General features: G+C 69.6%; 20 protein-coding genes and 1 tRNA gene. 7 read left to right on the forward strand and 14 right to left on the reverse strand.

The window, feature by feature from the left end; genetic code table 11:
* The first annotated feature begins 2 nt into the window (after positions 1–2).
* Positions 3–1,316 carry a DUF58 domain-containing protein gene (locus F4553_RS17900; RefSeq protein WP_184837494.1) on the forward strand — a complete coding sequence of 438 codons (1,314 nt, stop codon included), beginning with the start codon at positions 3–5 and terminating at the stop codon, positions 1,314–1,316.
* 7 nt (positions 1,317–1,323) lie between these two features.
* On the opposite strand, the gene F4553_RS17905 is transcribed toward F4553_RS17900, so the two are convergent.
* Entirely contained in the window at positions 1,324–2,289 is a 966-nt protein-coding gene (locus F4553_RS17905; RefSeq protein WP_184837496.1) for a stage II sporulation protein M, read from the reverse strand.
* Positions 2,290–2,359: 70 nt separating this feature from the next.
* Here F4553_RS17905 and F4553_RS17910 point away from each other — a divergent pair, with 70 nt between their 5' ends.
* On the forward strand, positions 2,360–3,274 hold the full coding sequence (locus F4553_RS17910; protein ID WP_184837498.1) for an RDD family protein: 915 nt from the start codon (positions 2,360–2,362) through the stop codon (positions 3,272–3,274).
* A 70-nt stretch (positions 3,275–3,344) separates the two neighbouring features.
* Here the strand turns inward: F4553_RS17910 and efeB are convergent, their stop codons facing one another.
* From efeB to F4553_RS17950, 8 genes are all read right to left on the reverse strand, one after another.
* Entirely contained in the window at positions 3,345–4,610 is a 1,266-nt protein-coding gene (gene efeB, locus F4553_RS17915) for an iron uptake transporter deferrochelatase/peroxidase subunit (RefSeq protein WP_246466392.1), read from the reverse strand.
* A gap of 13 nt (positions 4,611–4,623) precedes the next feature.
* Positions 4,624–5,745 (reverse strand): iron uptake system protein EfeO, encoded by a 1,122-nt coding sequence (gene efeO / locus F4553_RS17920; protein ID WP_184837502.1) that lies wholly within the window; start codon positions 5,743–5,745, stop codon positions 4,624–4,626.
* 2 nt (positions 5,746–5,747) lie between these two features.
* Positions 5,748–6,593: an iron uptake transporter permease EfeU gene (gene efeU / locus F4553_RS17925; protein WP_184837504.1), complete on the reverse strand. Its 846-nt coding sequence runs from the start codon at positions 6,591–6,593 to the stop codon at positions 5,748–5,750.
* A 181-nt stretch (positions 6,594–6,774) separates the two neighbouring features.
* Positions 6,775–8,226: an adenosylhomocysteinase gene (gene ahcY / locus F4553_RS17930; RefSeq protein ID WP_184837506.1), complete on the reverse strand. Its 1,452-nt coding sequence runs from the start codon at positions 8,224–8,226 to the stop codon at positions 6,775–6,777.
* Between the two features lie 305 nt (positions 8,227–8,531).
* Positions 8,532–9,668: a mannose-6-phosphate isomerase, class I gene (manA, locus tag F4553_RS17935; protein WP_184837508.1), complete on the reverse strand. Its 1,137-nt coding sequence runs from the start codon at positions 9,666–9,668 to the stop codon at positions 8,532–8,534.
* Complete coding sequence (locus F4553_RS17940) at positions 9,668–10,594, reverse strand: cation diffusion facilitator family transporter (RefSeq protein WP_184837510.1); 927 nt, start codon at positions 10,592–10,594, stop codon at positions 9,668–9,670. Before F4553_RS17940 ends, manA begins: the two co-directional genes overlap by 1 nt.
* Positions 10,595–10,628: 34 nt before the next feature.
* Positions 10,629–11,816, reverse strand: coding sequence for an SIS domain-containing protein (locus tag F4553_RS17945; RefSeq protein ID WP_184837512.1), 1,188 nt, complete (start codon positions 11,814–11,816; stop codon positions 10,629–10,631).
* Positions 11,813–11,992 carry a Trm112 family protein gene (locus F4553_RS17950; protein ID WP_184837515.1) on the reverse strand — a complete coding sequence of 60 codons (180 nt, stop codon included), beginning with the start codon at positions 11,990–11,992 and terminating at the stop codon, positions 11,813–11,815. Before F4553_RS17950 ends, F4553_RS17945 begins: the two co-directional genes overlap by 4 nt.
* 251 nt (positions 11,993–12,243) lie before the next feature.
* Between F4553_RS17950 and F4553_RS17955 the strand changes: the two genes are divergently transcribed.
* Positions 12,244–13,029, forward strand: a complete 786-nt coding sequence (locus F4553_RS17955; RefSeq protein WP_184837517.1) for an HAD-IIB family hydrolase — start codon at positions 12,244–12,246, stop codon at positions 13,027–13,029.
* 11 nt (positions 13,030–13,040) lie between these two features.
* Complete coding sequence (gene pgm / locus F4553_RS17960; RefSeq protein ID WP_184837519.1) at positions 13,041–14,690, forward strand: phosphoglucomutase (alpha-D-glucose-1,6-bisphosphate-dependent); 1,650 nt, start codon at positions 13,041–13,043, stop codon at positions 14,688–14,690.
* Between the two features lie 111 nt (positions 14,691–14,801).
* Here pgm and F4553_RS17965 read toward each other — a convergent pair whose 3' ends face one another.
* A complete protein-coding gene (locus tag F4553_RS17965) occupies positions 14,802–16,238 on the reverse strand; it encodes an aldehyde dehydrogenase family protein (RefSeq protein WP_184837520.1) in 1,437 nt (478 codons plus the stop codon).
* Positions 16,239–16,382: 144 nt separating this feature from the next.
* Between F4553_RS17965 and F4553_RS17970 the strand changes: the two genes are divergently transcribed.
* A complete protein-coding gene (locus tag F4553_RS17970; protein ID WP_184837522.1) occupies positions 16,383–17,816 on the forward strand; it encodes a gamma-aminobutyraldehyde dehydrogenase in 1,434 nt (477 codons plus the stop codon).
* Between the two features lie 5 nt (positions 17,817–17,821).
* A complete protein-coding gene (gene gabT, locus F4553_RS17975) occupies positions 17,822–19,105 on the forward strand; it encodes a 4-aminobutyrate--2-oxoglutarate transaminase (RefSeq protein ID WP_184837524.1) in 1,284 nt (427 codons plus the stop codon).
* A gap of 95 nt (positions 19,106–19,200) precedes the next feature.
* Here the strand turns inward: gabT and F4553_RS17980 are convergent, their stop codons facing one another.
* Both F4553_RS17980 and F4553_RS17985 read right to left on the reverse strand, forming a co-directional pair.
* A complete protein-coding gene (locus F4553_RS17980; RefSeq protein WP_184837526.1) occupies positions 19,201–20,715 on the reverse strand; it encodes a TROVE domain-containing protein in 1,515 nt (504 codons plus the stop codon).
* A gap of 109 nt (positions 20,716–20,824) precedes the next feature.
* Positions 20,825–20,894: transfer RNA gene (locus tag F4553_RS17985), tRNA-Arg, on the reverse strand.
* 541 nt (positions 20,895–21,435) lie between these two features.
* Between F4553_RS17985 and F4553_RS17990 the strand changes: the two genes are divergently transcribed.
* Positions 21,436–21,711: a hypothetical protein gene (locus tag F4553_RS17990; RefSeq protein WP_184837528.1), complete on the forward strand. Its 276-nt coding sequence runs from the start codon at positions 21,436–21,438 to the stop codon at positions 21,709–21,711.
* Between the two features lie 26 nt (positions 21,712–21,737).
* Here the strand turns inward: F4553_RS17990 and F4553_RS17995 are convergent, their stop codons facing one another.
* Both F4553_RS17995 and F4553_RS18000 read right to left on the reverse strand, forming a co-directional pair.
* Positions 21,738–22,961 carry a saccharopine dehydrogenase family protein gene (locus F4553_RS17995; protein ID WP_184837530.1) on the reverse strand — a complete coding sequence of 408 codons (1,224 nt, stop codon included), beginning with the start codon at positions 22,959–22,961 and terminating at the stop codon, positions 21,738–21,740.
* 66 nt (positions 22,962–23,027) lie between these two features.
* Positions 23,028–24,440: an NAD(P)/FAD-dependent oxidoreductase gene (locus F4553_RS18000; protein WP_184837532.1), complete on the reverse strand. Its 1,413-nt coding sequence runs from the start codon at positions 24,438–24,440 to the stop codon at positions 23,028–23,030.
* Between the last annotated feature and the right edge of the window lie 82 nt (positions 24,441–24,522).

Raw genomic sequence — 24,522 nt, forward strand, 5'->3', positions numbered from 1 at the left:
CCATGGTGACGTGGCGGGCCGCTGCCCTCCTCGGCGTCGGCGTCTCGACCCTGTGGCTCTGGCCCGACCCGTGGATGGGGCTGGCCGGAGTGATCATCGCGGTTGCCCTGCTCTGCCTGCTCGATCGCTGGAGCACCCCCAACCCGACCACCATGAAGCTGGAGCGCTCGGGTGACCGGATCTGCCGCCTCGGCGAGCAGGCGACCACCGAACTGGCAGTCACCAACCCGCACTCCACCGCGTGCCGGGTGGAGATCCGGGACGCCTGGGTGCCGTCGGCGCAGGCCATGCCCCTGTCGCACCGCCTGGTCATCGAGGGCGAGCGCACCGAGAAGCTCGTCACCACGCTGCGCCCGACCCGGCGCGGCGATCGCGAGGCGGTCCGGGTGACCGTGCGCTGCTACGGCTTCCTCGGGCTCACCTTCCGCCAGGCCGGGCAGGCGAAGGCGGACCGGATGACCCCGCCGTGGAAGCTGCGGGTCCTGCCCCGCTTCGAGTCCCGGCGGCACCTGCCCGAGAAGCTGGCGAAGCTGCGCACCCTCGACGGTGTCACGACGATCCGGGGACGCGGCCAGGGCTCCGAGTTCGACACCCTCCGCGAGTACGTGGTCGGCGACGATGTCCGCTCGATCGACTGGCGGGGGACGGCACGCCGCAACGACGTCGTGGTCCGCACCTGGCGCCCCGAACGCTCCCGGCGGGTCGTCTGCGTGCTCGACACGGGGCGTACGAGTGCCGTCCGGGTCGGCGACGAGCCACGGCTGGACGCCGCCATCGACGCCGCCCTGCTGCTCGCCGCCGTCGCCGAGCACGCCGGTGACCAGGTCGACCTGATCGCCGCCGATGAGCGGGTCCGGGCCGCCGTGACCCGGGTCGCCGGACGCGGCCTGCTGCCCCGGCTCGTCAACGCGCTCGCGCCGCTGCAGCCGTCGCTGACGGAGACCGACTTCGAGCTGGTCACGAGCGAGATCCTGCGGCGCGAGCGCAAACGCAGCCTGGTGGTGCTCTTCACCGCGCTGGAGCCCGGTGCGCTCGGCGAGGGCCTGCTGCCGGTGCTGCCCCGGCTCGCCGCCAAGCACCGCGTCCTCATCGCCGCCGTGCACGACCCGGTCCTCAACGGGCTCGCCGACACCCCGATCACCGATGCGACCTCGGTCTATCGCAAGGTGGCGGGGCTGCGGGCCAGGGCCGAGCGGGACCGGGTGGTGGCGGCGCTGAGCCGGCACGGTGTCCGCGTACTCGATGCTCCGGCGTCCACCTTCGCCTCCGAGGTCACCGACGCCTACCTGGCCCTCAAAGCCGCCGGCCAGCTCTAGAACGAGCTCAGTTCTCGATGTCGCCGGTGAGGCCGAGGCGCTGCGCTCGGCGGCCCAGCGTCCAGACATAGGCGAGGAAGGCGAGCCACACGATCGCGCCGAGGCTGTCCTTGAGCAGGTACGGCATCGGCGACGGCGTGAGGAACGCCTCCAGCAGCGCCGAGACGAAGAACGCCGCGAAGAGGCCGAGCGCGCCGACCATGCCCGTCCGCGCCGCCCGGGCGACCGCCCTGCCCCGGCTGAGCTCCGGACCCGGTGCGATCCAGGCGAAGCCGATCCGCAGCCCCAGGCCGGCGGCGATGAACAGGCTCGTCAGCTCCAGCAGCCCGTGCGGCGTGATCAGCCCGAAGAACGCGTCGGCCCGGCCGTGGCCGATCATCAGCCCGCCCATCACGCCGAGGTTCATCGCGTTGGTGAAGAGCAGGTAGAGCACCGGCAGCAGCAGCACCCCGCCCGCGAAGCACTGCGCGGCGAGCCAGGCGTTGTGCGTCCAGAGGCTCGCGGCGAAGTTGGGCGCGAAGAACTCGCTGTAATAGCCCTCGAAATCCTGGTGCACGATCTGGTCGATCTGCTTCTCGTCGAAGAACGCGGCGGCGATGTCGGGATCGGCCACCACCAGGGTGCCCATGACCGCGGCGAGGAGGAGCGAGACCACCGCCGAGCCGATCCACCAGGCTCGGGCCTGATAGACGACGAGCGGGAAGTCTCGGACGAAGAAGCGCTGCACCGACCGCCACGAGAAGCCCTCGCTGCCGGTGACGGCGCCCCGGGCGGTGAGCACGAGCCGGGTGAGCCGCGCCTGCAGCGAGGGGTCGGGCATCCGGGTCCGGACCGCCGAGAGATGGGTGGCCGCGCGCTGATAGAGAACGACCAGCTCGTCCACCTCGCGGGCGTTGAGCCTGCGGCGGCGGCTGAGCTGCTCGAGACGGCGCCACTCGCCCTGGTGTTCCGCGACGAAGGCATCCAGATCCACGTGCGCACTGTAGCGTCGGCCCGCTCACCGCGGGACCCCGCGATTGGCTTCGGTGGTGTTGGATGGGCGGATGTCCGTCACCAGCTCCGAGCCCGACCATCGACTGGTCAGCGGCGAGGCCGTTCAGCTTGAGGTACGCGTGGCGCGGGTCGGCTCCCGCGCGCTCGCCCTCATGATCGACGTCGTCGGGCAGCTCGTGATGCTGATCATCCTGCTCCCCGTCGCCATGCTCAGCATGGGCGTCCTCGCCGCCGACGCCGCGCTCGCCAGCGCGGTGCAGGTGATCACGGTCATCCTCGTCTTCGTCGCCTATCAGACGGCGTGGGAGACGCTCTCCGGCGGCCGGACACCGGGCAAGTTCGTGCTGGGCCTGCGCGTGGTCCGCGACGACGGCGGCCCGATCCGCTTCCGGCACGCGATCACCCGCGCCCTGGTCGGCGCGACACTGGAATGGCCAGGGCTGCTCCTACCGGTGATCACCTGGTTCGCCAGCATCACCACGATGCTCACCAACGCGCAGGGCAAGCGCCTCGGCGATCTCGCGGCGGGCACGATCGTCATCCACGACCGGACGCCGATGACCTGGGGCTGGGTCCCCGGCATCCCGCCGCACCTGGTGCCGTGGGCGTCGACGCTGGACCTGACGGCCCTCGACGACGATCTCGCCCTGGCCTGCCGGCACTTCCTGGCCCGCAGCCGCAGTCTCAGCGAGCCTTTCCGCAGCAGGCTCGGCGAGCGGCTCGCCGGTGAGGTGATGGCGCTGACCACTCCCAGGCCGCCGATGGGGACTCCCGGGTGGGCGTACCTGGCTGCGGTTGTGGGTGAAAGGCACCGCCGGGCCGCGACGCGCCTGGCGACCGCGCGCCGCGCTCAGGCCACGCTCTGGCCGGAACTCTTCCCCACTCCCCCGCCGATCCCCGCCCCCCGAGCAGCGGCACCCCTGCCCCTGTCCCTCCCCGCGGCAGACCCCCTCAATTCGCGTTGATCAAGGGAAGACTCGCCGCATATCGGACACCCGAGATGGTGAGTCTTCCCTTGATCAACGCGAATTATGGCTACGTGAAGAGGGTGCGGCCCCAGAAGTCCTCGGGGCCCGACACGCCTGGGGGGATCGCCCAGACCGCGCTGGAGACGTGGCGGATGTATTCGTTGAGGATGTCGGCCTTGGCCAGGCTGCGCTGGACCGGGACGAACTGCTTTCGGGGATCGCGCTGGTAGGCCATGAAGAACAGGCCGGCGTCGAGGCGGCCCAGGCTGTCCGAGCCGTCGACGAAGTTGTAGCCGCGCCGGAGCAGCCTGGCGTTGCCGTTGAAGTCGGGGTGGGCCAGGCGGACGTGCGCCTCCATCGGCATCACCTTCTCGCCGTCCTTACCGACCGCGGTGAAGTCCGGCTCGTCGAACTCCTTCGCCTTGCCCAGCGGCGCACCCTCGCCCTTGTCGCGGCCGATGATCGCCTCCTGCTCCCCGAGCGAGGTGCGGTCCCAGGTCTCGATCAGCATCCGGATCCGCCGGGTGACGAGGTAGCTGCCGCCCGTCATCCAGGCCGCGCCGTCGGGGGCGTCGGCCCACAGGTGCTCCTTGAGCAGCTCCGTGTCCTCGGCCTTGAGGTTGGCGGTGCCGTCCTTGAAGCCCATCAGGTTGCGCGGGGTGGCCTGCGCGCGCGATGTCGAGGAGGTACGCCCGAAGCCGAGCTGCGAGTAGCGCATCGTGACCCGGCCGAACCCGATCCTGGCGAGATTGCGGATCGCGTGCACCGCGACCTGCGGATCGTTGGCGCAGGCCTGGATGCAGATGTCGCCACCGGAGATCTCCGGACGCAGCGCGTCGCCCCTGAAGGCGGGCAGGTCCGCGAGCGCGGCGGGCCGCTTGTCGGCGATGCCGAACCGGTCCCGGCCGTCCGCGTCGCGGAACAGGGTCGGGCCGAAGCCGATCGTGAGGGTGAGGCCGCTCGCGGGCAGGCCGAGCGCCTCGCCGGTGTCGTCCGGCGGCGCCTCCGGGATGCCGCCGACCGCGCCGAAGTGGCCGGCGTCGTGCCCGGCCGTCAATCGCGCCGCAGCGGCCGTCCACTCGCGGAGCAGCTCGATCAGCTCCGCCCGGTCCTTCGCGATCACGTCGAACGCCGCGAAGTGCAGCCGGTCCTGCGCCGGCGTGACGATCCCAGCCTGGTGCGGTCCGAAGAACGCGACCGCGTCGGCGGCACCGGAGAGGGCGTTGGCCGTGCCATCCCCGGTGCCACCGTCGATCAGTGCCATGGCACCCGCCCCGGCGAGCCCGGCGGCGCCAACTCCGGCGAGGGTGATCGCCGTACGACGAGTGACCATGGTTGTCCCCTGACTACTTCGCGATGACCGCGGCGATCTTACTGATCGGCTCGGCGAGGGCGTTGATGACATCGGTGAGCTCCTTGAGCTCGCCGGTGGTCAGTGCGGTGTGCAGCTTCCAGCCGTCGCCGTCGCGGTGCTTGGCGAGCGTGGTCTCGGCGTTCTTGAAAGCGGTGTCGAGCTTCGCGACGAGGTCCGGCGCACGGTCCTCCAGCGCCGGGCGGAGCGCGGCGACGGAGGCCTTGGAACCCTCGAGGTTGGCGGCGAAGTCCCACAGGTCGGTGTGCGAGTAGCGGTCCTCCTCGCCGGTGATCTTGCCGCTGGCGACCTCGTCGAGCAGCTCCTTGGCGCCGTTGGCGAGCTGCAGCGGGGAGAGCTTCTCCGCCGTGGCCTTGGCGACGATCTCCTTGACGTCGACGAGCAGCTGGTCGGCGATCGCGCCGGACTTGCTCACGTCGCCCTTGACCCAGAGGTCCTGCTCCAGCTTGTGGAAGCCGGTGAAGGCCATGCCCTCGGCGATGACGTCCTCGCGGCCGTCGATCTTCGGGTCCAGGTCGCCGAAGATCTCGGCGACCGGCTCGATCCGCTCCCAGTAGGTCCGGGCGATCGGGAAGAGCGCCTTCGCCTTGGCGATGTCACCGGCCTTGACCGCGGTGACGAACTCCTCGGTCTTGGCGAGCAGCGGCACGGTCTGGCTCTGCACGTAGCGCTGGTAGTTGGCGGTCGCGTCGGCGAGCTTCGCGTCGGCGGTCAGCGGCGCGGCCGAGCCGCTGACCGTGAAGGCCGCCCGGATGCCGCTGCCGATCATGCCCGGCTTGCAGGCGGTCTCATAGGTGCCGGCCGGCAGCTCGGCCTTGAGCTCGCGGGTGATGCCCGGCGGGATGTTCTCCACCTCGGCCATGACCCGGTCACCGGCGGCGTAGACGTAGAACTCGGTGATCTTCCCGCCCTTGTTGCTGATCGCGAAGGTCACGACACCCGAAGCCGCCTCCTTCTTGGCGACATCGCACGCGGTGTCGGTGGCGCTGACGGCGATCGGGCCACCGGCGTCGGCGGACTTCGGCTCGTCCTTGCTGCACGCCGTCAGGCCGAGGCCCAACAGGGCCGCTCCGGTCAGGACCAGGGTCTTACGCATCATCACTCCGCGGGGGTTGGCACGGCCGCCGCAGGGCGCGGGGTCCGATTCGGCATCAGGAACAGGATGAGTACGGGCACCGCATAGGCGCCCCAGGCGACCATCTCCAGCACGCTGGGCTGGACGGTGAGGTTGAACATCCCGGCGATCAGCTGGGCGCCCCAGCTCGTCGGGTCGATGACGTTCGACAGGTCGAAGGCGTGGTCGTTGAGGCCCGGGAGCACGTCGGCCTCCTGGAGGTCGTGCACGCCGTATTTCAGGATCCCGGCGGCGACGAGGACCAGCAGCGCGCCCGTCCAGGTGAAGAACTTCGTCAGGTTGATCCGCACGGCGCTGATGTAGAGGAAATACCCGATCACGACCGAGGTCAGGATCCCGGCGAGGATCGCCACGACATACCAGGGCGAGTCGCTGCCCTCGATGGTGGCGAAGAAGAGGACCGCGGTCTCCAGGCCCTCGCGGGCGACGGCGAGGAACGACATGCCGACCACGGCGACCGAGCCGATGCCGATCGCCTCGCTGAGCTTGTCGCGCAGCTCGCCGCCGATGGACCGGGCGGCCCGGCGCATCCAGAAGATCATCCAGGTGACGAAGCAGACCGCGACGATCGAGGTGATCGCGTCGAAGAGCTCCTGCTGCTCGTGGGTGAGGTGGGCGGCCGTGTACTCCAGCAGCGCTGCGGCTCCGACGGAGAGCGCGACGGCGAGCCCGACGCCGAGCCAGACCAGGGGCAGCTTGCCGCGCCGGTCGGACTTGACGAGGTAGGCGACGAGGATGCTCACGACCAGCGTCGCCTCCAGCCCTTCGCGCAGGCCGATGAGGAACGTGGGGAAGACGTTGCCGATCATTGGCTCGCTCCCGGGGGTCGTGGGCGAAATGGATCGACTCAAGTTAGCTGAGGCGGTCCTAAGTAAGGGCAGCCATACCTTAATGCTAGGCCCGTCCCCCAGGTCAAGTCGAGTGACAAAAAGCGACGCCGACCACAGTCGTGGACGGCGTCGCCGATGGAGCTATAACGAGCTATATGGATCAGTAACGGTAGTGGTCAGCCTTGTACGGGCCCTCGATCGGCAGACCCATGTAGGAGGCCTGCTCCTTCGTGAGCTCCGTCAGCTTCACGCCCAGGGCGCCCAGGTGCAGGCGGGCGACCTTCTCGTCGAGCGCCTTCGACAGCGTGTAGACGCCGATCGGGTACTCCGAGGTCTTCGTGAAGAGCTCGATCTGAGCGATCGTCTGATTGGCGAAGCTGTTGCTCATGACGAACGACGGGTGGCCGGTCGCGTTGCCCAGGTTCAGCAGGCGGCCCTCGCTCAGGATGATGACCGAGTGGCCGTCCTCGAACGCGAACTCGTCGACCTGCGGCTTGATGTTGATCCGCTTGACCTTGGGGTCCTTGAAGAGCCCGGCCATGTCGATCTCGTTGTCGAAGTGACCGATGTTGCCGACGATCGCGTTGTGCTTCATCCGCGACATGTGGTCGGCCGTGATGACATCCTTGCAGCCCGTGGCCGTGATGAAGATGTCGCCGGTCTCGACGACGTCCTCGATCGTGGTCACCTGGTAGCCGTCCATCGCCGCCTGCAGCGCGCAGATCGGGTCGATCTCGGTGATGATGACGCGCGCGCCCTGGCCACGCAGCGACTCCGCGCAGCCCTTGCCGACGTCGCCGTAGCCGAAGACCACGGCCACCTTGCCACCGATGAGCACGTCGGTCGCCCGGTTGATGCCGTCGATGAGCGAGTGGCGGCAACCGTACTTGTTGTCGAACTTGCTCTTCGTCACCGAGTCGTTGACGTTGATCGCCGGGAAGATCAGCTTGCCGGCCGCCTGCATCTCGTAGAGACGGTGCACGCCGGTGGTGGTCTCCTCGGTGACGCCCTTGATGCCGGCCGCCACGCCGGTCCAGCGCTTGTCGTCCTCGGTCAGCGACCGCGCGAGGACACCCAGGATCACCGCGTACTCCTCGGAGTCGTCGGCGGTGGGGGCCGGCACGGCACCCGCGGCCTCGAACTCGGCGCCCTTGTGCACGAGCAGCGTCGCATCGCCGCCGTCGTCAAGGATCATGTTGGGACCCTGGCCATCGGGCCAGAGCAGGATGCGCTCGGTGCACCACCAGTACTCCTCGAGCGTCTCGCCCTTCCAGGCGTAGACCGGCACGCCGGACGGCGCCTCGGGCGTGCCCTCGGGGCCGACGACGATCGCGGCGGCGGCGTGGTCCTGGGTGGAGAAGATGTTGCAGCTTGCCCAGCGGACCTCGGCACCGAGAGCCGTGAGGGTCTCGATCAGGACCGCGGTCTGGATGGTCATGTGCAGGGATCCGGTGATCCGAGCGCCGGTGAGCGGCTTGGTGTCGGCGTACTCCCGGCGGATTGCCATCAGGCCGGGCATTTCGTGCTCGGCGAGTTGGATCTCCTTGCGCCCGAAGGCGGCGAGGGAGAGATCGGCGACTTTATAGTCACCAGCGGTCAGGATGCGGGTCATGAAAGAACTCCTGTCGGTCGGCTGACCTAGTGCGACCCTTCACTCTACGCGGGGCCCTTAGGGCAGGTTTACTCTCCCCAGGCGCCCTATTTTTCCCGTATTGCTTGACATGGAACACACTGAGTGTGACTCTTTAACCACGCAGCGTTATCGCGACGAAAGTCCGAGGAACGCGCGGGGGAACCAAACCGGGGGGAAGTACGGGGCGGTTGACCACTGGCGGACGGTCCGTGAGTGGTCAACCGTCCCGTACGCTATTTCGCGTCCCATTCGTCACCCGGCAACTACTCGATCGATCACCGGAACTACTCGGTCAGTGCACCGACCGTGGCGAGATAAAGGTCACCGTCACCGGTGACGTGCAGATCACCGTCGGCCGCTCCGCTGAACGCCGCCCGACCACCGGTGAGGGTCACCGAGCCCGCGTCGTCCGCCACCGTCACCGTGCCGCCGAGGCAGAGCAGCGTGCGCGGCCCGGCCACGGTCAGCGTCACCGGGTCACCGGCGACCGCGATCCGGTGCAGCGCGAAATCGGGGACCGGCACCGCCCAGACGGCCTGTCCTGGTTCCGACTCGACCGCCGGGAAGAGCGGCGAGTCCAGCACCTCGAAGCGCACGACCCGCAGCAGCTCCGCGACGTCGACCCGCTTGGGCGTCAGTCCGCCGCGCAGCACGTTGTCGCTCGCCGCCATGATCTCGACGCCGGCACCGTGCAGGTAGGCGTGCAGGTTGCCGGCCGGCATCCAGATCGCCTCGCCGGGCTGGAGCGTCACGTGGTTGAGCAGCAACGACACCAGGACACCCAGGTCCTGCGGGTATTTCGCGGCGAGCAGCTCGACCACGTCCGCGTCGGGCCCGGGCAGCAGCCGGGCGCCCTTGGCGACAGTGCCGATGAGCTCGTGGCGCTGGTCCTCCGGCCAGCTCAGCAGCGTGCCGACGGCCTCCCGCAGATCGCCCCGGCGCAGCAGCGCCACGACCGGTGCGAGATCCGGGATCGCCAGCGCGGCGATCCGGTCGGCGGAGACCAGCGGGTCGCGGAAGCCGCAGAGTGCCGCCATCGGCTCGATCGCGACGAGGAGCTCGGGCTTGTGGTTGGCGTCGACGTAATTGGGGTCGCCCGCCGCGAACCCGGCCCGCGCCTGGGCGAGCGTCGGGTGCGCCTGCAACGACAGCGGCTCCGCCGCCGCGAGCACCTTGAGCAGGAAGGGCAGCCGGGGGCCGAACCTCGCCACGGTCGGCGCGCCGAGGACGCGCTCGGGCGCGGCGGCGATGACGTCGGCGAGCGAGGAGCCGTCGGGGAGCCGGGACGGTGCCGACGGGTGGGCACCGATCCACAGCTCCGCCTCGGGCTCCTCCGTCGGCGTGGGGCGCCCCTGCAGGTGAGCGATCACCGTGTGGGAGCCCCACGCGTACCCCCGGATGGGGTTGTCGAGGGCGAGCATCAGCTTGCCGCCGGCGTCCGATCGAGATCGGGCTCCAGGTAGATCACGCGGGCGATCGGCACGGCGGCGCGGATGCGCGCCTCCGCGGCGTCGATTCCCCTGGCGATCTCGGCGGCCGAATCGCCGGCGTGGATCGCGATCTTCGCGGCCACGAGCAGCTCCTCCGGACCGAGGTGCAGGGTACGCATGTGGATCACGCGCTCGACCTCGTCACCGGCCGTGATCGCCTCGGCGATCTGAGCCACGTGCTCCGGCGTGGCGGACTCGCCGAGCAGCAGGCTCTTCGTCTCGATGGCGAGGATGACCGCGATCGCGACGAGCAGGATGCCGATCATCGCGGTGCCCGCCGCGTCCCAGCGGCCGTCGTCGGTGAGCAGCGTCATGCTCACGCCGAAGAGCGCGAAGACGAGACCGACGAGGGCACCGAGGTCCTCCAGCAGCACCACCGGCAGCTCGGGAGCCTTGGCCCGGCGGATGAAGTCCGTCCAGGAGGCCTTGCCCCGCACCGCGTTGGACTCGACGATCGCCGTGCGGAAGGAGTAGGACTCCAGGGCGATCGCGACCAGCAGCACCGCGATCGGCACCCACTTGAAGTTGACGATCGGCTCCGGGTGCGAGAACTTGTGCCACGCCTCGTAGAGGGCGAAGAGGCCACCGACGCTGAAGAGCACGATCGAGACGATGAACGCGTAGATGTAGCGCTCACGGCCGTAGCCGAACGGGTGCCGCGGCGTTGCGGCCCGCTGAGCTCGGCGCCCGCCCACGAGGAGCAGGGCCTGGTTGCCCGAGTCGGCGACCGAGTGGATCGCCTCTGCCAGCATCGACGATGAGCCGGTCAGGGCAAAGGCGATGAACTTGGTCACCGCGATGCCGAGGTTGGCCCCCAGCGCAGCAATGATCGCTTTCGTTCCGCCACTAGCGCTCACGCCGCTGCTCCCATTTTTCCTTCGCTCCGCTCGATCACGCGCGCAGCCGCTCCTTGAGTTCCGTCACGGCCGGGACGGCCATCGGGTCGAGTCCGTGGGCGAGGCCCAGGTAGATGGAGGCGAAGTCGGGGATGGTGACCAGCGAGGCGAGGCGCTCCAGCGCCGAACCACCCTGCGCGGTCAGCAACGTCCACCGGATGCCCCTGCGGTCGCAGATCTCCTGCACCGCTTCGATGCGTCGCTGCTCGACCTCGGGCGCCTCACTGATCTCGTCATCGGCGAGGCCGCCGTCCTGCAGCAGCACCACCGAGAGGCGGGCCAGCATCGAGTCGGTCTCGTCCGGGTCGGCGAAGATGTCCGCGCCGCCGGCGAGCCCGCCGAAGACCCCGTCCAGCAGGCCGACACGGCCGCGACCGGCCTCGCCGAGCGCGCCGGTCACCACGGGGTAGCGGGCGTTGGCGGAGAGCGTGTCACCGAAACGCCGGGCGGCCATCGCGGCGAGCGACGACGAACCCCAGACGACCGGGATGGAGCCGGCGAGCGAGAGCGCCATGCCCTTGGCCGGGTTGACGAAGCTCTCGGCGGTCGCGCGGCAGCGGTCGGCGTCGGCGTCGAGCCTGGCGGCGGTCTCGGCGAGGTCGGCCTCGTTGACCTTGACCAGCCCGATCGAACGCGCGGCGAGCAGCACCGGCACCGTCAGGGCCCAGATGCTGGCCCGCGCCGGAGCACGCCTCGGGACCGGGATGAAGGGTGCCCGGGCCCGCTCGGCGACCGACTGCAGCGGCGAATCGGGAGCACCGATCGCGACCAGGCGGGCACCGCGGCGCGCGGCTGCCTCGGCGGCACCGAGCGCCTCCGGGGAGCGCCCGCTCGCCGAGACGGCGATGACCACGTCGGCGGCACCGACCCAGCCCGGGATGCCGACGCTGCGGTGTGCCAGCACCGGCACCGGGCAGCGGGGACCGGCGACCGTGGCGAGCACGTCACCCGTACGCGCGGCCGTGCCCGCACCGGCGATGACGACGGCACGCGGCCGGCCCTCGTCGGCGAGCATGGCCAGATTGGACTCGGCGGTCAGCGCGGCGGCTTCGCGTACCTGAGCACCGGCGGACGCCGTGGCCCGGAGCATGCCGCCGGGATCGTTGGCGGCGAGCCTCGGCGCGTCGTCGAGCAGCGCCTCGTCGATCGTGCGATGCCCCCGCAGGGAGAGTTCCTCGCTCATGCCGCTCCCTCCGAACGCGCTTCATCAAGGAGCAGCACCGGCAGGCCGTCCCTGATCTCGAAAATCCGGCCGCACTCTGTGCAGGTCAAGGTCTGCGCGGACTCGTCGTGGCGTAGAGGGGCATGGTCCTCGGCCGGGCAGGCGAGGATCTCCAACAGCATCGGATCGAGCGACATTGCCTGAGCCTATCCCCGCGACACCGGTCGGCTCACCGCAGGCACGACGGAGACTCGCCACCATCGGTCCACAGGATGCCTCCGTACTGGTTCCAACTCGATCTTCGGCAGCTTAGCGATCGGCCGCCACTGCGCAATGCGGGAGCCCGACAGCGGTGGGCCGGAACGGCATTGCGGCTGCTCGCGCTCATCGATCCGGTAGAGTGGCGCCGCGACCACGGCATGAGCCGTTGCGCGGGAGGCTGGAGAATATGGGCACCGGATTTCGCGTCGTCGCCTTCGACCTGGACGACACTCTTGCGGTCTCCAAATCGCAGATCGACCCCCGGATGGCGAAGCTGCTGTCGCAACTGCTCGATGCGACCACGGTGTGCATCATCTCCGGCGGACGTTACGAGCAGTTCACCGCGCAGGTCCTCGACCACCTCGAGCTCTCCCCCGCGGCGCTGCGGCGGCTGCACCTCATGCCAACCTGTGGCACCCGCTACTACCGCTGGGACACGCGGTGGGTGGAGATCTACGCCGAGGACTTCTCGGACGCCGACAAGGCACGGGTGATCGCCGCCCTGCGTGAGGGCGCCACCGCGCTGGGGCTGTGGGAGGAGAAGCCCTGGGGCGAGATCATCGAGGACCGTGGCAGCCAGATCACCTTCTCCGCGCTCGGCCAGCAGGCTCCGCCGGCGGCGAAATACGCATGGGACCCCGACGGATCCAAGAAGCAGCGCCTGCGTGCCTATGTCGCGGAGCGGCTGCCGGATCTCGAGGTCCGGGCCGGTGGCTCCACCTCCGTCGACATCACCCGCAAGGGCATCGACAAGGCGTACGGCATGCGCAAGCTGATGGACTTCCTCGACCTGACCCCGGCCGACGTCGTCTTCGTCGGCGACCGGTTGGACGAGGGCGGCAACGATTACCCGGTCCGCAGCACGGGTATCGAGTGCGTGCCGGTCGAGGGCTGGCCGGAGACGGCCGACTACGTCGAGAAGCTGCTCGCAACGCCGGGAGCGCTGGCTCCGCTGGCTGACACGCACTCCTGAGGGGCACCGGGATGTCGACACCGCAAACGCACGACCGTGCCGGGCAGCTCGCCGGAGCGCAGGACCTCATCGACGTGCCGAGGCTCGTCTCGGCCTATTACACCGAGCACCCCGATCCGAGCGTGCCCGGCCACCGGGTCGCCTTCGGTACGTCGGGGCACCGCGGATCGAGCCTGCGCCTGTCGTTCAACGAGGACCACATCCTCGCGACCAGCCAGGCGATCTGCGAATACCGCGTCGCCAACGCGATCACCGGCCCGCTCTTCCTCGGCCGGGACACCCACGCCCTCTCCGAGCCCGCGCTCCTCTCCGCGCTCGAGGTCTTCGCGGCCAACGGCGTCGAGGTCCGGCTCGACTCCCGGGACCGGTTCGTGCCCACCCCGGCGATCTCCCGGGCGATCCTGGCCTATAACCGGGGTCGCACCACCGGCCTCGCCGACGGTGTCGTCGTGACGCCCTCGCACAATCCTCCGGCCGACGGCGGCTTCAAGTACAACCCGCCGGACGGCGGTCCGGCCGCGAGCGGGATCACCAACTGGATCCAGGACCGCGCCAACGCCATCCTCGAGGCCGGGCTCAAGGACGTGCAGCGGATCCCGGCGACGCGCGCCCGCACGCTCGACTCGGTCTCGGGCTATGACTTCCTCGACCACTACATCGCCGACCTGCCCAGCGTCATCGACCTCGACGCGATCCGCAGCGCGGGCGTGCGCATCGGCGCCGACCCCCTCGGCGGCGCGGCGGTCGACTACTGGGGCGAGATCGGCGACCGATACGGTCTGGACCTGACCGTCGTCAACTCCGGTGTGGACCCGACCTGGCGTTTCATGACGCTCGACTGGGACGGCAAGATCCGGATGGACTGCTCGTCCCCCTACGCGATGGCCTCGCTGATCGCGCGGCGCGACGAGTTCCAGGTCGCGACCGGCAACGACGCGGACGCCGACCGCCACGGGATCGTCACCGCCGACGCGGGCCTGATGAACCCCAACCACTACCTGACGGTCGCGATCGACTACCTCTTCCGGCACCGGCCGCAGTGGTCCGCGAACGCCGCCGTCGGCAAGACGCTCGTCTCCTCCGCCATGATCGACCGGGTCTCGGCCGACCTGGGCCGCCGCCTGCTGGAGGTGCCGGTCGGCTTCAAGTGGTTCGTCGACGGGCTCGTCGAGGGCAGCATCGGTTTCGGCGGCGAGGAGAGCGCGGGCGCCTCCTTCCTGCAGCGCGACGGCGGCGTCTGGACCACGGACAAGGACGGCATCCTGCTCTGCCTCCTGGCGAGCGAGATCACCGCCGTCACGGGCAGCACGCCGAGCCAGGCCTACAGCACCCTGACCGAACGCCTGGGCGACCCCGTCTACCAGCGCATAGACGCACCCGCCGACACCCGTCAGAAGGCGGCCCTGTCGAAGCTCTCCGCGACCAACGTCACCGCCACCACCCTGGCCGGCGAGGAGATCACCGGCATCTTCACCGAGGCCCCCGGCAACAACGCCGGAATCGGCGGCATCAAGGTCACGACGAAGTCCGGCTGGTTCGCCGCCAGGCCGTCCGGCACGGAAGACGTCTACAAGATCTACGCCGAGTCCTTCCAGGACCAGGACCACCTGAGCGCAATCCAACAAGCGGCCCGAGCGATGGTCGACGCCGCGATCGCCTGACGCCAAAATTCGCGTTGATCAAGGGAAGACTCGCCGCATATCGGACACCCGACATGGTGAGTCTTCCCTTGATCAACGCGAATTAAAGGCCGGGCGGGGCGGGGCGGGGGGCTACAGGGCCAGGTTTGTCAGGACTAGGACTCGGGGGTCGGTGTAGTCCTGCATGGCGCTCGCCACGCCTTCGCGACCGGTGCCGCTGCCTTTTTGGCCGCCGTAGGGCATCTGGTCGGCGCGGAAGCTCGGCACGTCACCGATGATCACGCCACCTACCTGCAGTGTTGCGTGGGCACTGAAGGCGGTCTGGATCGACGTGGTGAAGACGCCCGCCTGCAGACCGAAGGCCGACCTGTTGACCGCGGCGAACGCCTCCTCGTCCGAGTCGACCACCTGGACGACCAGGACCGGGCCGAAGACCTCCTCGGCGCAGACCTTCGCGTCGGCGGGCGCGTCCACGATCACCGTCGGGGCATAGCTCGCACCGTCGCGCACGCCGCCGACCAGCACCTTTGCTCCCGCCTCGACGGCCTCGGCGACCCAGGACTCGACGCGCTCGGCCGCCGCCTCATTGATCAGCGGCCCGACCTGGGTGGCGTCTGCCGACGGGTCGCCCACGACGAGGCCGCCGACGGCGTTGACCAGCTTGTCGAGGAAGTCGTCCACCTTCGACGAGTGCACGATCACGCGCTGCACCGCGATGCAGCTCTGCCCGGCCTGGTAGTTGCTGAACAGCGCCACCCGCGCCGCCGCCCAGTCGAGGTCGGCGTAGTCCTCGCAGATCACCGCGGCCGCGTTGCCGCCGAGCTCCAGCGTCACGTGCTTGTGCGGCACGGCGGCGCGGATCTGCGCGCCGACCGGCCCCGACCCGGTGAAGGAGACGACCGGCAGTCGCGGGTCCGCGACAAGATCAGGAGCCACCGCGTTGGGTACGGGCACCACCGAGAACATCCCCACCGGCAGCTCCGTCTCCGCGATCAGCGACCCCAGGAGCAGCGCCGACAGCGGCGTGGCCGGAGCCGGCTTGATCACGATCGGCGCCCCCACGGCGATCGCCGGAGCCACCTTGTGCGCGACGAGGTTGAGCGGGAAGTTGAACGGCGTGATGCCGAGCACCGGCCCCTTCGGGAAGCGGCGGACCAGCGCCAACCGGCCCTTCGCGGCGGGATCGGTGTCGAGCCGTTGCAGGTCGCCGGAGAAGCGGCGCGCCTCCTCGGCCGCCCAGCGGAAGGTCGAGACGGCCCGGCCGAGTTCCGCCCGCGCCCACATGATCGGCTTGCCGTTCTCGGCGCTGATGAGTCGGGCCACCTCCTCACCCCGCTCGGCGAGCCGCTTGGAGATGTGGTCGAGCGCGGCTGCGCGTACCGACGCGGGTAGTGAAGCGGCCTCGGCCGCGACGTCGGCGGCGGCCTGGACCGCCCGATCGACCTGCGACGGGGTTGCCTGTGAGGTGGTCGCGACCAGTCGGCCGTCATAGGGGCTGCGCACCTCGATGAGGTCTGCGCTGCTCTCGGGGCTCCCCGCGATCCAGAATGGCACAACCGGCTCAGTCATGGCCGCAGCGTAAACGACGACCAGGGCGACCGCCAGCGCTACCCTCCACGGAAACTATCGTCGTTGCTCTTGCTTACGACGAAATCAGTCGCAAGGATGGCTCGAAGCGACGATAAGCAGCAGCCGGGCCCAGGAGAGAAGATCATGAGCGATAACGTTCTGCGGAACTTCATAAACGGCGAACACGTGGCCCCCACCGACGGCCGCCACGCCGATCTGATCGACCCCTGCTCCGGCGAGGTCTTCGCCTCGACCCCCGTCTCCGGCGGCGAGGATGTCGACCGGGCCATGGCCGCCGCCGCGAGCGCCTTCGAGACCTGGCGCGACACGACGCCTTCGGAGCGGCAGCGCGCCCTGCTGAAGATCGCCGACGCGCTGGAGTCGCGGGCCGACGAGTTCGTCCGCGCCGAGAGCCAGAACACGGGCAAGCCGCTCGGCCTCACCACCACCGAGGAGCTGCCGCCCGCCATCGACCAGCTGCGCTTCTTCGCCGGTGCCGCCCGGGTCCTGGAGGGCCGCGCCGCCGCCGAATACCTGGCCGGGCACACGAGCTATGTCCGGCGCGAGCCGATCGGGGTCTGCGCCCAGGTCACGCCGTGGAACTACCCGCTGCTGATGGCGATCTGGAAGATCGCGCCCGCGCTGGCGGCCGGCAACACGGTCGTGCTCAAGCCGTCGGACACCACCCCGGTCTCGACGCTGCTCCTCGCCGAACTGGCAGCCGAGTTCCTGCCGCCGGGCGTCTTCAACGTGGTCGCGGGCGACCGGGACACCGGCCGGGCGCTGGTCACGCACCGCACGCCGCAGTTCGTCTCGATCACCGGTTCCACCCGGGCAGGCATGGAGGTCGCCTCGGCCGCCGCGCCGGACCTCAAGCGCACCCACCTGGAGCTCGGCGGCAAGGCCCCGGTGCTGGTCTTCGACGACGCAGATATCGCAGCAGCGGTCGAGGGCATCTCGGTGGCCGGCTTCTTCAACGCCGGGCAGGACTGCACGGCGGCGACTCGCGTACTCGTCACGCCCGGCGCCTATGAGGACTTCCTCGCCGCGCTGACCGAGGCCGCCGCCGCGACGAAGACCGGCCAGCCAGACGACGAGGACGTGCTCTACGGCCCGGTCAACAACGCCAACCAGCTGGCTCGCGTACGCGGGTTCATCGACCGCCTGCCCAGCCACGCGGTGCTCACCACCGGTGGCGAGCGCGTCGGCAACCGGGGCTACTTCTTCGCGCCGACCGTCGTCGGCGGGCTGCAGCAGACCGACGAGATCATCCAGGACGAGGTCTTCGGGCCGGTCATCACCGTGCAGCTCGTCGACGACGAGGAGGCTGCGGTCCGCGCCGCCAACGACGTGCGCTACGGCCTCGCCTCGTCGGTGTGGACCAAGGACCACGGGCGCGCGATGCGGGTCAGCAACCGGCTCGACTTCGGCTGCGTCTGGGTCAACACGCACATCCCGCTCGTCGCGGAGATGCCGCACGGCGGGTTCAAGCACTCCGGCCACGGCAAGGACCTCTCCATGTACGGCCTGGAGGACTACACCCGGGTCAAGCACGTCATGCACAACCTGAACGGCTGAGGGACATGTCCAACTCCGAGAAGCTGCACGCCCGCCGGTCCGCCGCCGTGGCCCGGGGCATCGGCTCCACCATCACGTCCTACGTCGAGCGGGCGAGCGGCGGCACGATCACCGACGTCGACGGCCGGGAGTGGATCGACTTCGCGGCCGGGATCGCCGTCACCAGTGTCGGCAACGCAGCGCCGATGGTCGTCGCGGCCGTCCGGGAGCAGGTCGAACGCTTCACCCACACCTGCTTCATGGTCGCGCCTTATGAGTCCTATGTGGCGGTCTGCGAGCAGCTCAACGAGCTGACCCCGGGATCGTTCGAGAAGCGGTCCGCGCTCTTCAACTCCGGTGCCGAGGCGGTCGAGAACGCCGTGAAGATCGCCCGCTACGCCACCGGGCGGTCCGCGGTCGTCGTCTTCGATCACGGCTACCACGGGCGTACCAACCTGACGATGGCGCTCACCGCCAAGGTCATGCCCTATAAGCAGGGGTTCGGTCCGTTCGCCCCGGAGATCTACCGGGCGCCGATGTCCTACGCCCTGCGCGACGGCGGGCTCGACGGCAAGACCGCCGCGAGCCGCGCCATCGACATGATCAGCTCACAGATCGGGGCGGCGAACGTCGCGGCGATCGTGATCGAGCCGATCCAGGGCGAGGGCGGCTTCATCGTGCCCGCTCCCGGGTTCCTCAGCGCGCTTGCCGAGTGGGCCCGGGCCAACGGGGTCGTCTTCATCGCCGACGAGATCCAGACCGGTTTCTGCCGCACCGGCGACTGGTTCGCCAGTGAGCACGAGCGCATCGAGCCGGACCTGATCACCACGGCGAAGGGCATCGCGGGCGGCCTGCCGCTCGCCGGGGTCACCGGCCGGGCCGAGCTGATGGACTCGGTGCACGTCGGCGGGCTCGGCGGCACCTACGGCGGCAACCCGATCGCCTGCGCGGCCGCACTCGCCTCGATCGACACGATGCGTGCGCACAACCTGGCCGGGGCGGCCCGGCGCATCGGCTCCGTGATCACCGACCGCCTGTCACTGCTCGCGGCCCGCCACCCCGAGATCGCGGAAGTACGCGGCCGCGGCGCCATGATCGCCGTCGAGCTGGTCGAGCCCGGCACGATCAACCCGAACCCGACGGTGACGGCGGCGATCAACCGGGCCTGCCACGAGGCGGGGCTGTTGACGCTGACCTGCGGCACCTACGGCAACGTGTTCCGCTTCCTGCCGCCGCTCGTCATGGACGACGAGACCCTGAACCGGGGCCTCGACATCCTCGACTCCGCGTTTGCGAGGGTGCTCGCCTAGCCCGTCATGCAAGATCGTCGCAACTCTTCAAGAGTTGTCGCTTCAGGCCGCCAGGCCTTAAGCACAACTCTTGAAGAGTTGCGACGATCTTGGGGCTAGAACGGCCAGGTGCCGGACTCGCCTGCCTCCAGGAGCGGGATCATGCCGAACGCCGCATCCGTGAGACCGCCGAACGTGTAGCGGTTGCCCCCACCCGTCGGCGCGTGCCCGATCCGGTAGCCCGCCAGGTTCCAGGTGTAACCCGGCACGCCCTCCGGAACAGCCGCGTAAACACTGCTCGCGCCGTGCCACGCCGCCTGCTCGTCGGTGAGGATCACCACCCGGTCATGCCCCCGGAAGTGCGCCCGCACCGCCTGCTCGGTCGAGGTGCCGTTGCCGATGAAGTAGCCGTCCGCCTTGAACCGCGCCACCCCCTTCAGCACCGACTCCCCCGCCACCTGCGGAAACACCTTCGACTTGTCGGAGAACGAGACGACCGTGGCATCCTGCGCCCGGGCCGCCAGCGCCAGTCCGAAGACCACCGCCGCATCCCAGCACTTCAGCGTGCCGTCCTTGCTGAACGTCGAGTTCATCGAGCCCGACGTGTCGATCAGGACCAGCGTCCGTCCCGGCAGCGCGGGCACGTTGCCCAGCGCGTGCTGAAGGGCAACCTCCAGGGGGTACGCCCACCGCAGGCTCGGTGCCGCGTTGAACGCCGACAGGAACCGCATCGGGAGCACGCGCGACTGGCGTACCGCCGAGGCGTCGGCGAGCTTGGCCACGACGGAGGCCGCCGCCGCATCGCTCACCCCGGCCTGGTCGAAGTTGCGCAGGTTGCGCAGGAGCGCCAGGTAACCCATCGACGGGATGAGTGCCTCCCACGCCGCGGCGTCCATCGGACCCTGGCGCCAGCCGGCGACAGACTCCCACGTCATGCCCGCTTCGCGCAGCCGGTCAGCGTCGACCTCGGTGGACCGCTCGGCGAGCAGCTCCGTCCGGGCGCGCAGCACCGTCAGCGACTCCGGCACCGGGTTGCCCCGCTTGTGCCGGCGCGCCAGCGCATGCTGGAAGAGGTCACCCTGCCGGGCGTCCTTCGCGGTCGGGTGGGTCAGCTCGATGACGTCGCCGAAGCGCACCGCGGTGCCGTCGGAGTCGTACTTCGCGAGGCTGCGCTCGTGGTAGAGCCGGACCGCCGCGTCGGCGATGCCCCGCTTCACCGGCTTGGGCAGTGCGCGACCGTGCCGACCCAGCCAGTAGGCGAGGGCCTCACCGGGCTCGTCGGCCCGCTGAAGTGCCGAGTCGACGATGGCACGCGAACCGGTGATCCCGGCCGCGACCTGCGCCTTCGCACCCTCCACCGCAGCCACGACCGAGGCGGTCCGCATGTTGGCGCCCAGGCGCAGCCACGGCACGAACCGGCCGAACCACTCCGGATCGCTGACGGCGACCTTCGCGACCAGGGCGCGGAACCGATCATCGCGCTCGCTCGCGCCCTCGTAGAAGGTCTGCTCCCCCACCATGTTGGAGACGGCGAGCAGGAAGAGCTCGGTCTTGCGGTCTCGGGTGAAGCCCCTGCCGCCCTGGTGGGTCGTGACGGCGTTGGTCGGCTTGCGGAGATTGAACTTGGCCATGGTGGTGCCTCCTTCGACGGCCAGCCCGGAGGCGCAACCAGACAGCACACGTGAGATCGAGTCGGCGACGGTACGAAGCTGCTCTGCCGCTGAGCTACGCCGCCAGGAGTGGCAGCGGCGGGATTCGAACCCGCGACCAGCCCATGAGAAGTGGGAAGTAACCGTTGCCTGCGCACCACGTGTGCTGTGTGGGTGCGCCTCCCGAGATCAAGGCAGCGACGGCATTGGTTGTCTTTGCAAGAGAAGTAGCCGTCGCCTGCGCACCGGGAGGTGCGAGAGGAACGGTAACCCGGGAGAGATCCTCGGCTCCACGGGTTTTCCGTCGGTCTGTTCGGAATCCCGCCGTCGGCGCGGCTGATCGCCTGGGGGTGAGCGCGTTCGGGCGGCGCTTTGCTCTGCTTACATCCGCGCAACACACCGGGCTATCCGGCAGCGTGCTCTCGCGCGGGGCTTTGCTCTGCTTACACCTGCGCAACACACCGGTCCGACCCGGCAGCCGGCACTCGCGCGGCGGCCTTGCTCTGCTTACACCCACGCAACACACCGGCCCCACCCGGCAGCCGGCACTCGCACGGCGGCCTTGCTCTGCTCACACCCACGCAACACCGAAAAAATCCAGATATGCCGGGTGATGCGCAGGTGTAAGCAGAGCAAAGCTCCGCGCGCACCATCCAATCCGGCTCCCCGGACCAACCGCCGGGCGACCAACATCGCGGTCATATGGCGGTGCGGGCCCGCACCGCCGAAGACACCGCGAGCCCGAAATGGATCGTGGCCGACGACACCGACCCGCTACAGTTCGCGGCGGGCGTGTTCGGTGCGCAGGCAACGGATACTTCAGGGACCATGTGCCCGGCAGGGCGTGCGGGTTCGAACCCCGTCGTCGAGCGAAAGCCCGACGTGGCGAAACTGGCAGACGCGCACGGTGATAAGCCCGTCGCCGACCTCGATCTCGAGCACGCCCCCCAAACACCGAGGCGGCCCGCCGTCCGGTGAGGACAGCGGGCCGCACGCCGGAACGGTTAGGCGACGGCGAGCTGCGAGCTGCCCACCCGCATACCCCAGGGGCTGCCGTAACCGGAGAGCAGCTCGAGGAACGGGCTGGGCGCGAACGCCTCCGCGCCCAGCACCCCGGCGCCCGACCAGACACCGCTCGCGAGCAGCTCCAGGGCGACGATCGGGTTCACCGCGGTCTGCCAGACGACGGCCTGGTGGCCGTACTCGCGCATGGACCACTCGTTGTCGACCACGTGGTAGAGGTAGACCTCGTGCGGCAGCCCGTCCAGGCCCGTCCCCCGGACCAGGGTGCCCGCGCAGGTCTTGCCACGCATCCGATCGCCGAGGGTCGCCGGGTCGGGCAGGCTGGCGGCGAGCACGTCCCGAGGCGACACGGAGACGCCACCGACCATGACCGGCGCGGTCTTGTCCATGCCCAGCTTGTGCAGGGTCTTGAGCACCTCGATGAACTCGGTGCCGAGGCCGTACTTGAAGGTGACCCGCTTGGCGTCGACCCAGCGCGGGATCAGCAGGACCTCCTCGTGCTCCACGTTGACGCACTCGACCGGTCCGATGCCCTCGGGGAAGTCGAAGACCTCCGGTTCGCTGAAGGGCTCGGTGGTGAACCAGCCACGACCGGCCTCCCAGATCACCGGGGGGTTGAGGCACTCCTCGATCGTGGTCCAGATCGAGAACGAGGGTGCGAAGTCGAACCCGTCGACGGTGATGTTGGAGCCGTCGCGTACGCCGATCTCGTCGATCTCGCTGAAGAGGTGGTCGGCGGCGTAGCGGGCGAAGACATCGGAGAGGCCGGGTTCGACCCCGATGCCGACGAGGGCGAGCCGACCCCGCGCGGCCCAGGAGTCGGCGACGGCGAACTGCTCGTCCCCGAGCATCACCCCGGTCTGTGCGTAGGGTTCGGTCGGGTGGGGGTGGGACAGCGACATCGCCATGTCGAGATAGTCGGCCCCGGCCGCGAACGCCCCGTTGAAGATGGGCATCACGAATCGGGGGTCGACCGCGTTGAGGACGTGCGTGATGGAGTGCTCCCGGCAGAGCGCCGCCACCGCCTCGGCCGACGAGGCGTCGAGCTGGGCCGCGAGGAACCGGTGGTCACGGCCGGTGATCGCACGACCCGCCCGCTCCGCCGAGTAGTCGGCGACCACCATGAGGTCGAAGAAGTTTCGGCGAGCCGCGATGGCCACCGCCGCGCTGCCGACGCCGCCAGCGCCGACGAGCAGGATACGCATGAGAGTCCTTTCTCAGGCCGCTCGGCCACGCCAAGTGATCGAGCGGAACAAACGGGGGAACGAGAATCAGGAGTCGAAGCCCAGACCGGCACGGTCGAGCGTGCGCAGCCAGAGGTTGCGCCGTCCGCCCTGCTGGTCGGCCTTGGCCAGGGACCATCGCGTGACGTTGATGCCGATGGAGCGCAGTGGCTCCGGCGGGAACGGCAGCGGTTTGCGCCGCACGAAGGACAGCTCCGTACGCTCGGTGCGCTCACCCGCGAGCAGGTCGAGCATCACGTTCGCGCCGAACCGGGTCGCACCCACACCGAGGCCTGTGTAACCGGCGGCGTACGCCAACCGGCCGCCATAGGCCTTGCCGAAGAACGGGCAGAACCTGGTGCAGGTGTCGATGACCCCGCCCCAGGAGTGCGTGAACCGGACGGAGCCTGCCAGCTGCGGAAACGTGTTGAAGAAGTGCTCGGCCAGCTTGTCGAAGGTGGCCTGGCGCTGCTCCAGACTCGACGAGATCTTGTTACCGAAGTGGTAGATCGCGTCGTATCCGCCGAAGAGGATCCGGTTGTCCGGGGTGATCCGGTAATAGTGGAACTGGTTCGCCAGGTCACCGAGGCCCTGCCGGTTCTGCCAGCCGATCTCGGCGAGCTGCGCCGCGCTCAACGGCTCGGTCATCAACGCGTAGTCGTAGACCGGGACGAGGTAGCGCTTCAACTTCTTCAGCAGCGGGAACGCGTTGGTGGCGAGAGCGCCCCTTCGTGCGCGTACCAACCCGTGGGTGGTGTGGACCACGAGGCCGGCGCCTTCGGTCGCGACCGAGACCGCCGGTGAGTTCTCGAAGATCCGCACCCCGAGTGACAGGCACGCGCCGCGCAACCCCCAGGCCAGCCTGGCCGGGTCGACCATCGCGACCCGGTCGTGGTCCCAGAGCCCGCCCAGGTAGGTGGGCGAGTTGACCTCGGTCCGAACCCCGTCGGCATCGAAGAGGGTCACCCGGTGCCCGAAGTCCAGCGCGGTCCGCGCCTGTTCCGCCAAACCATCCACCTGGTACGCCTTGACGGCGACCGACAGCTCCCCGGTGCGTTCCCAGTCGCAGTCGATGCCGTAGCGCTCGATGGTCGATTGAATCTCGTTCAGGTTCTGCCTGCCGAGGCGTTCGAGTCGATTGACCTCGACCCCGAAGCGATCGGCACCGTTGGCGAGCCCATGCGTGAGGCTCGCCGAGCAGAATCCCCCGTTACGGCCGGAGGCTGCGTCGCCGCAGAGTCCGGCCTCGATGAGGACCACATCCCGTTGCGGGTCCTGCTCCTTGGCGAGCAGGGCGGTCCAGAGCCCGCTGTAGCCGCCACCGATGACCACGAGCTCCGTGGTCACCGCGCCGGTCAGCGGTGCGGTCGGGGTCGGCCGGTCCGGCCGATCCGTCCAGTACGGCGTCGGGGCTGCATCTCGCAGGGCCGACGCCCACAGTTTTGATCCTTTGGCTCGCATGAGCCGATCACCAGCTTCTTCTCTCGCACGGGCCCGCGCCCGTGGTTCTTTTCTCGCCCGTCCAGATCCCCCGGACGGGTTG

The organism is Allocatelliglobosispora scoriae, from assembly GCF_014204945.1.
Classification (GTDB): Bacteria; Actinomycetota; Actinomycetes; order Mycobacteriales; family Micromonosporaceae; genus Allocatelliglobosispora; species Allocatelliglobosispora scoriae.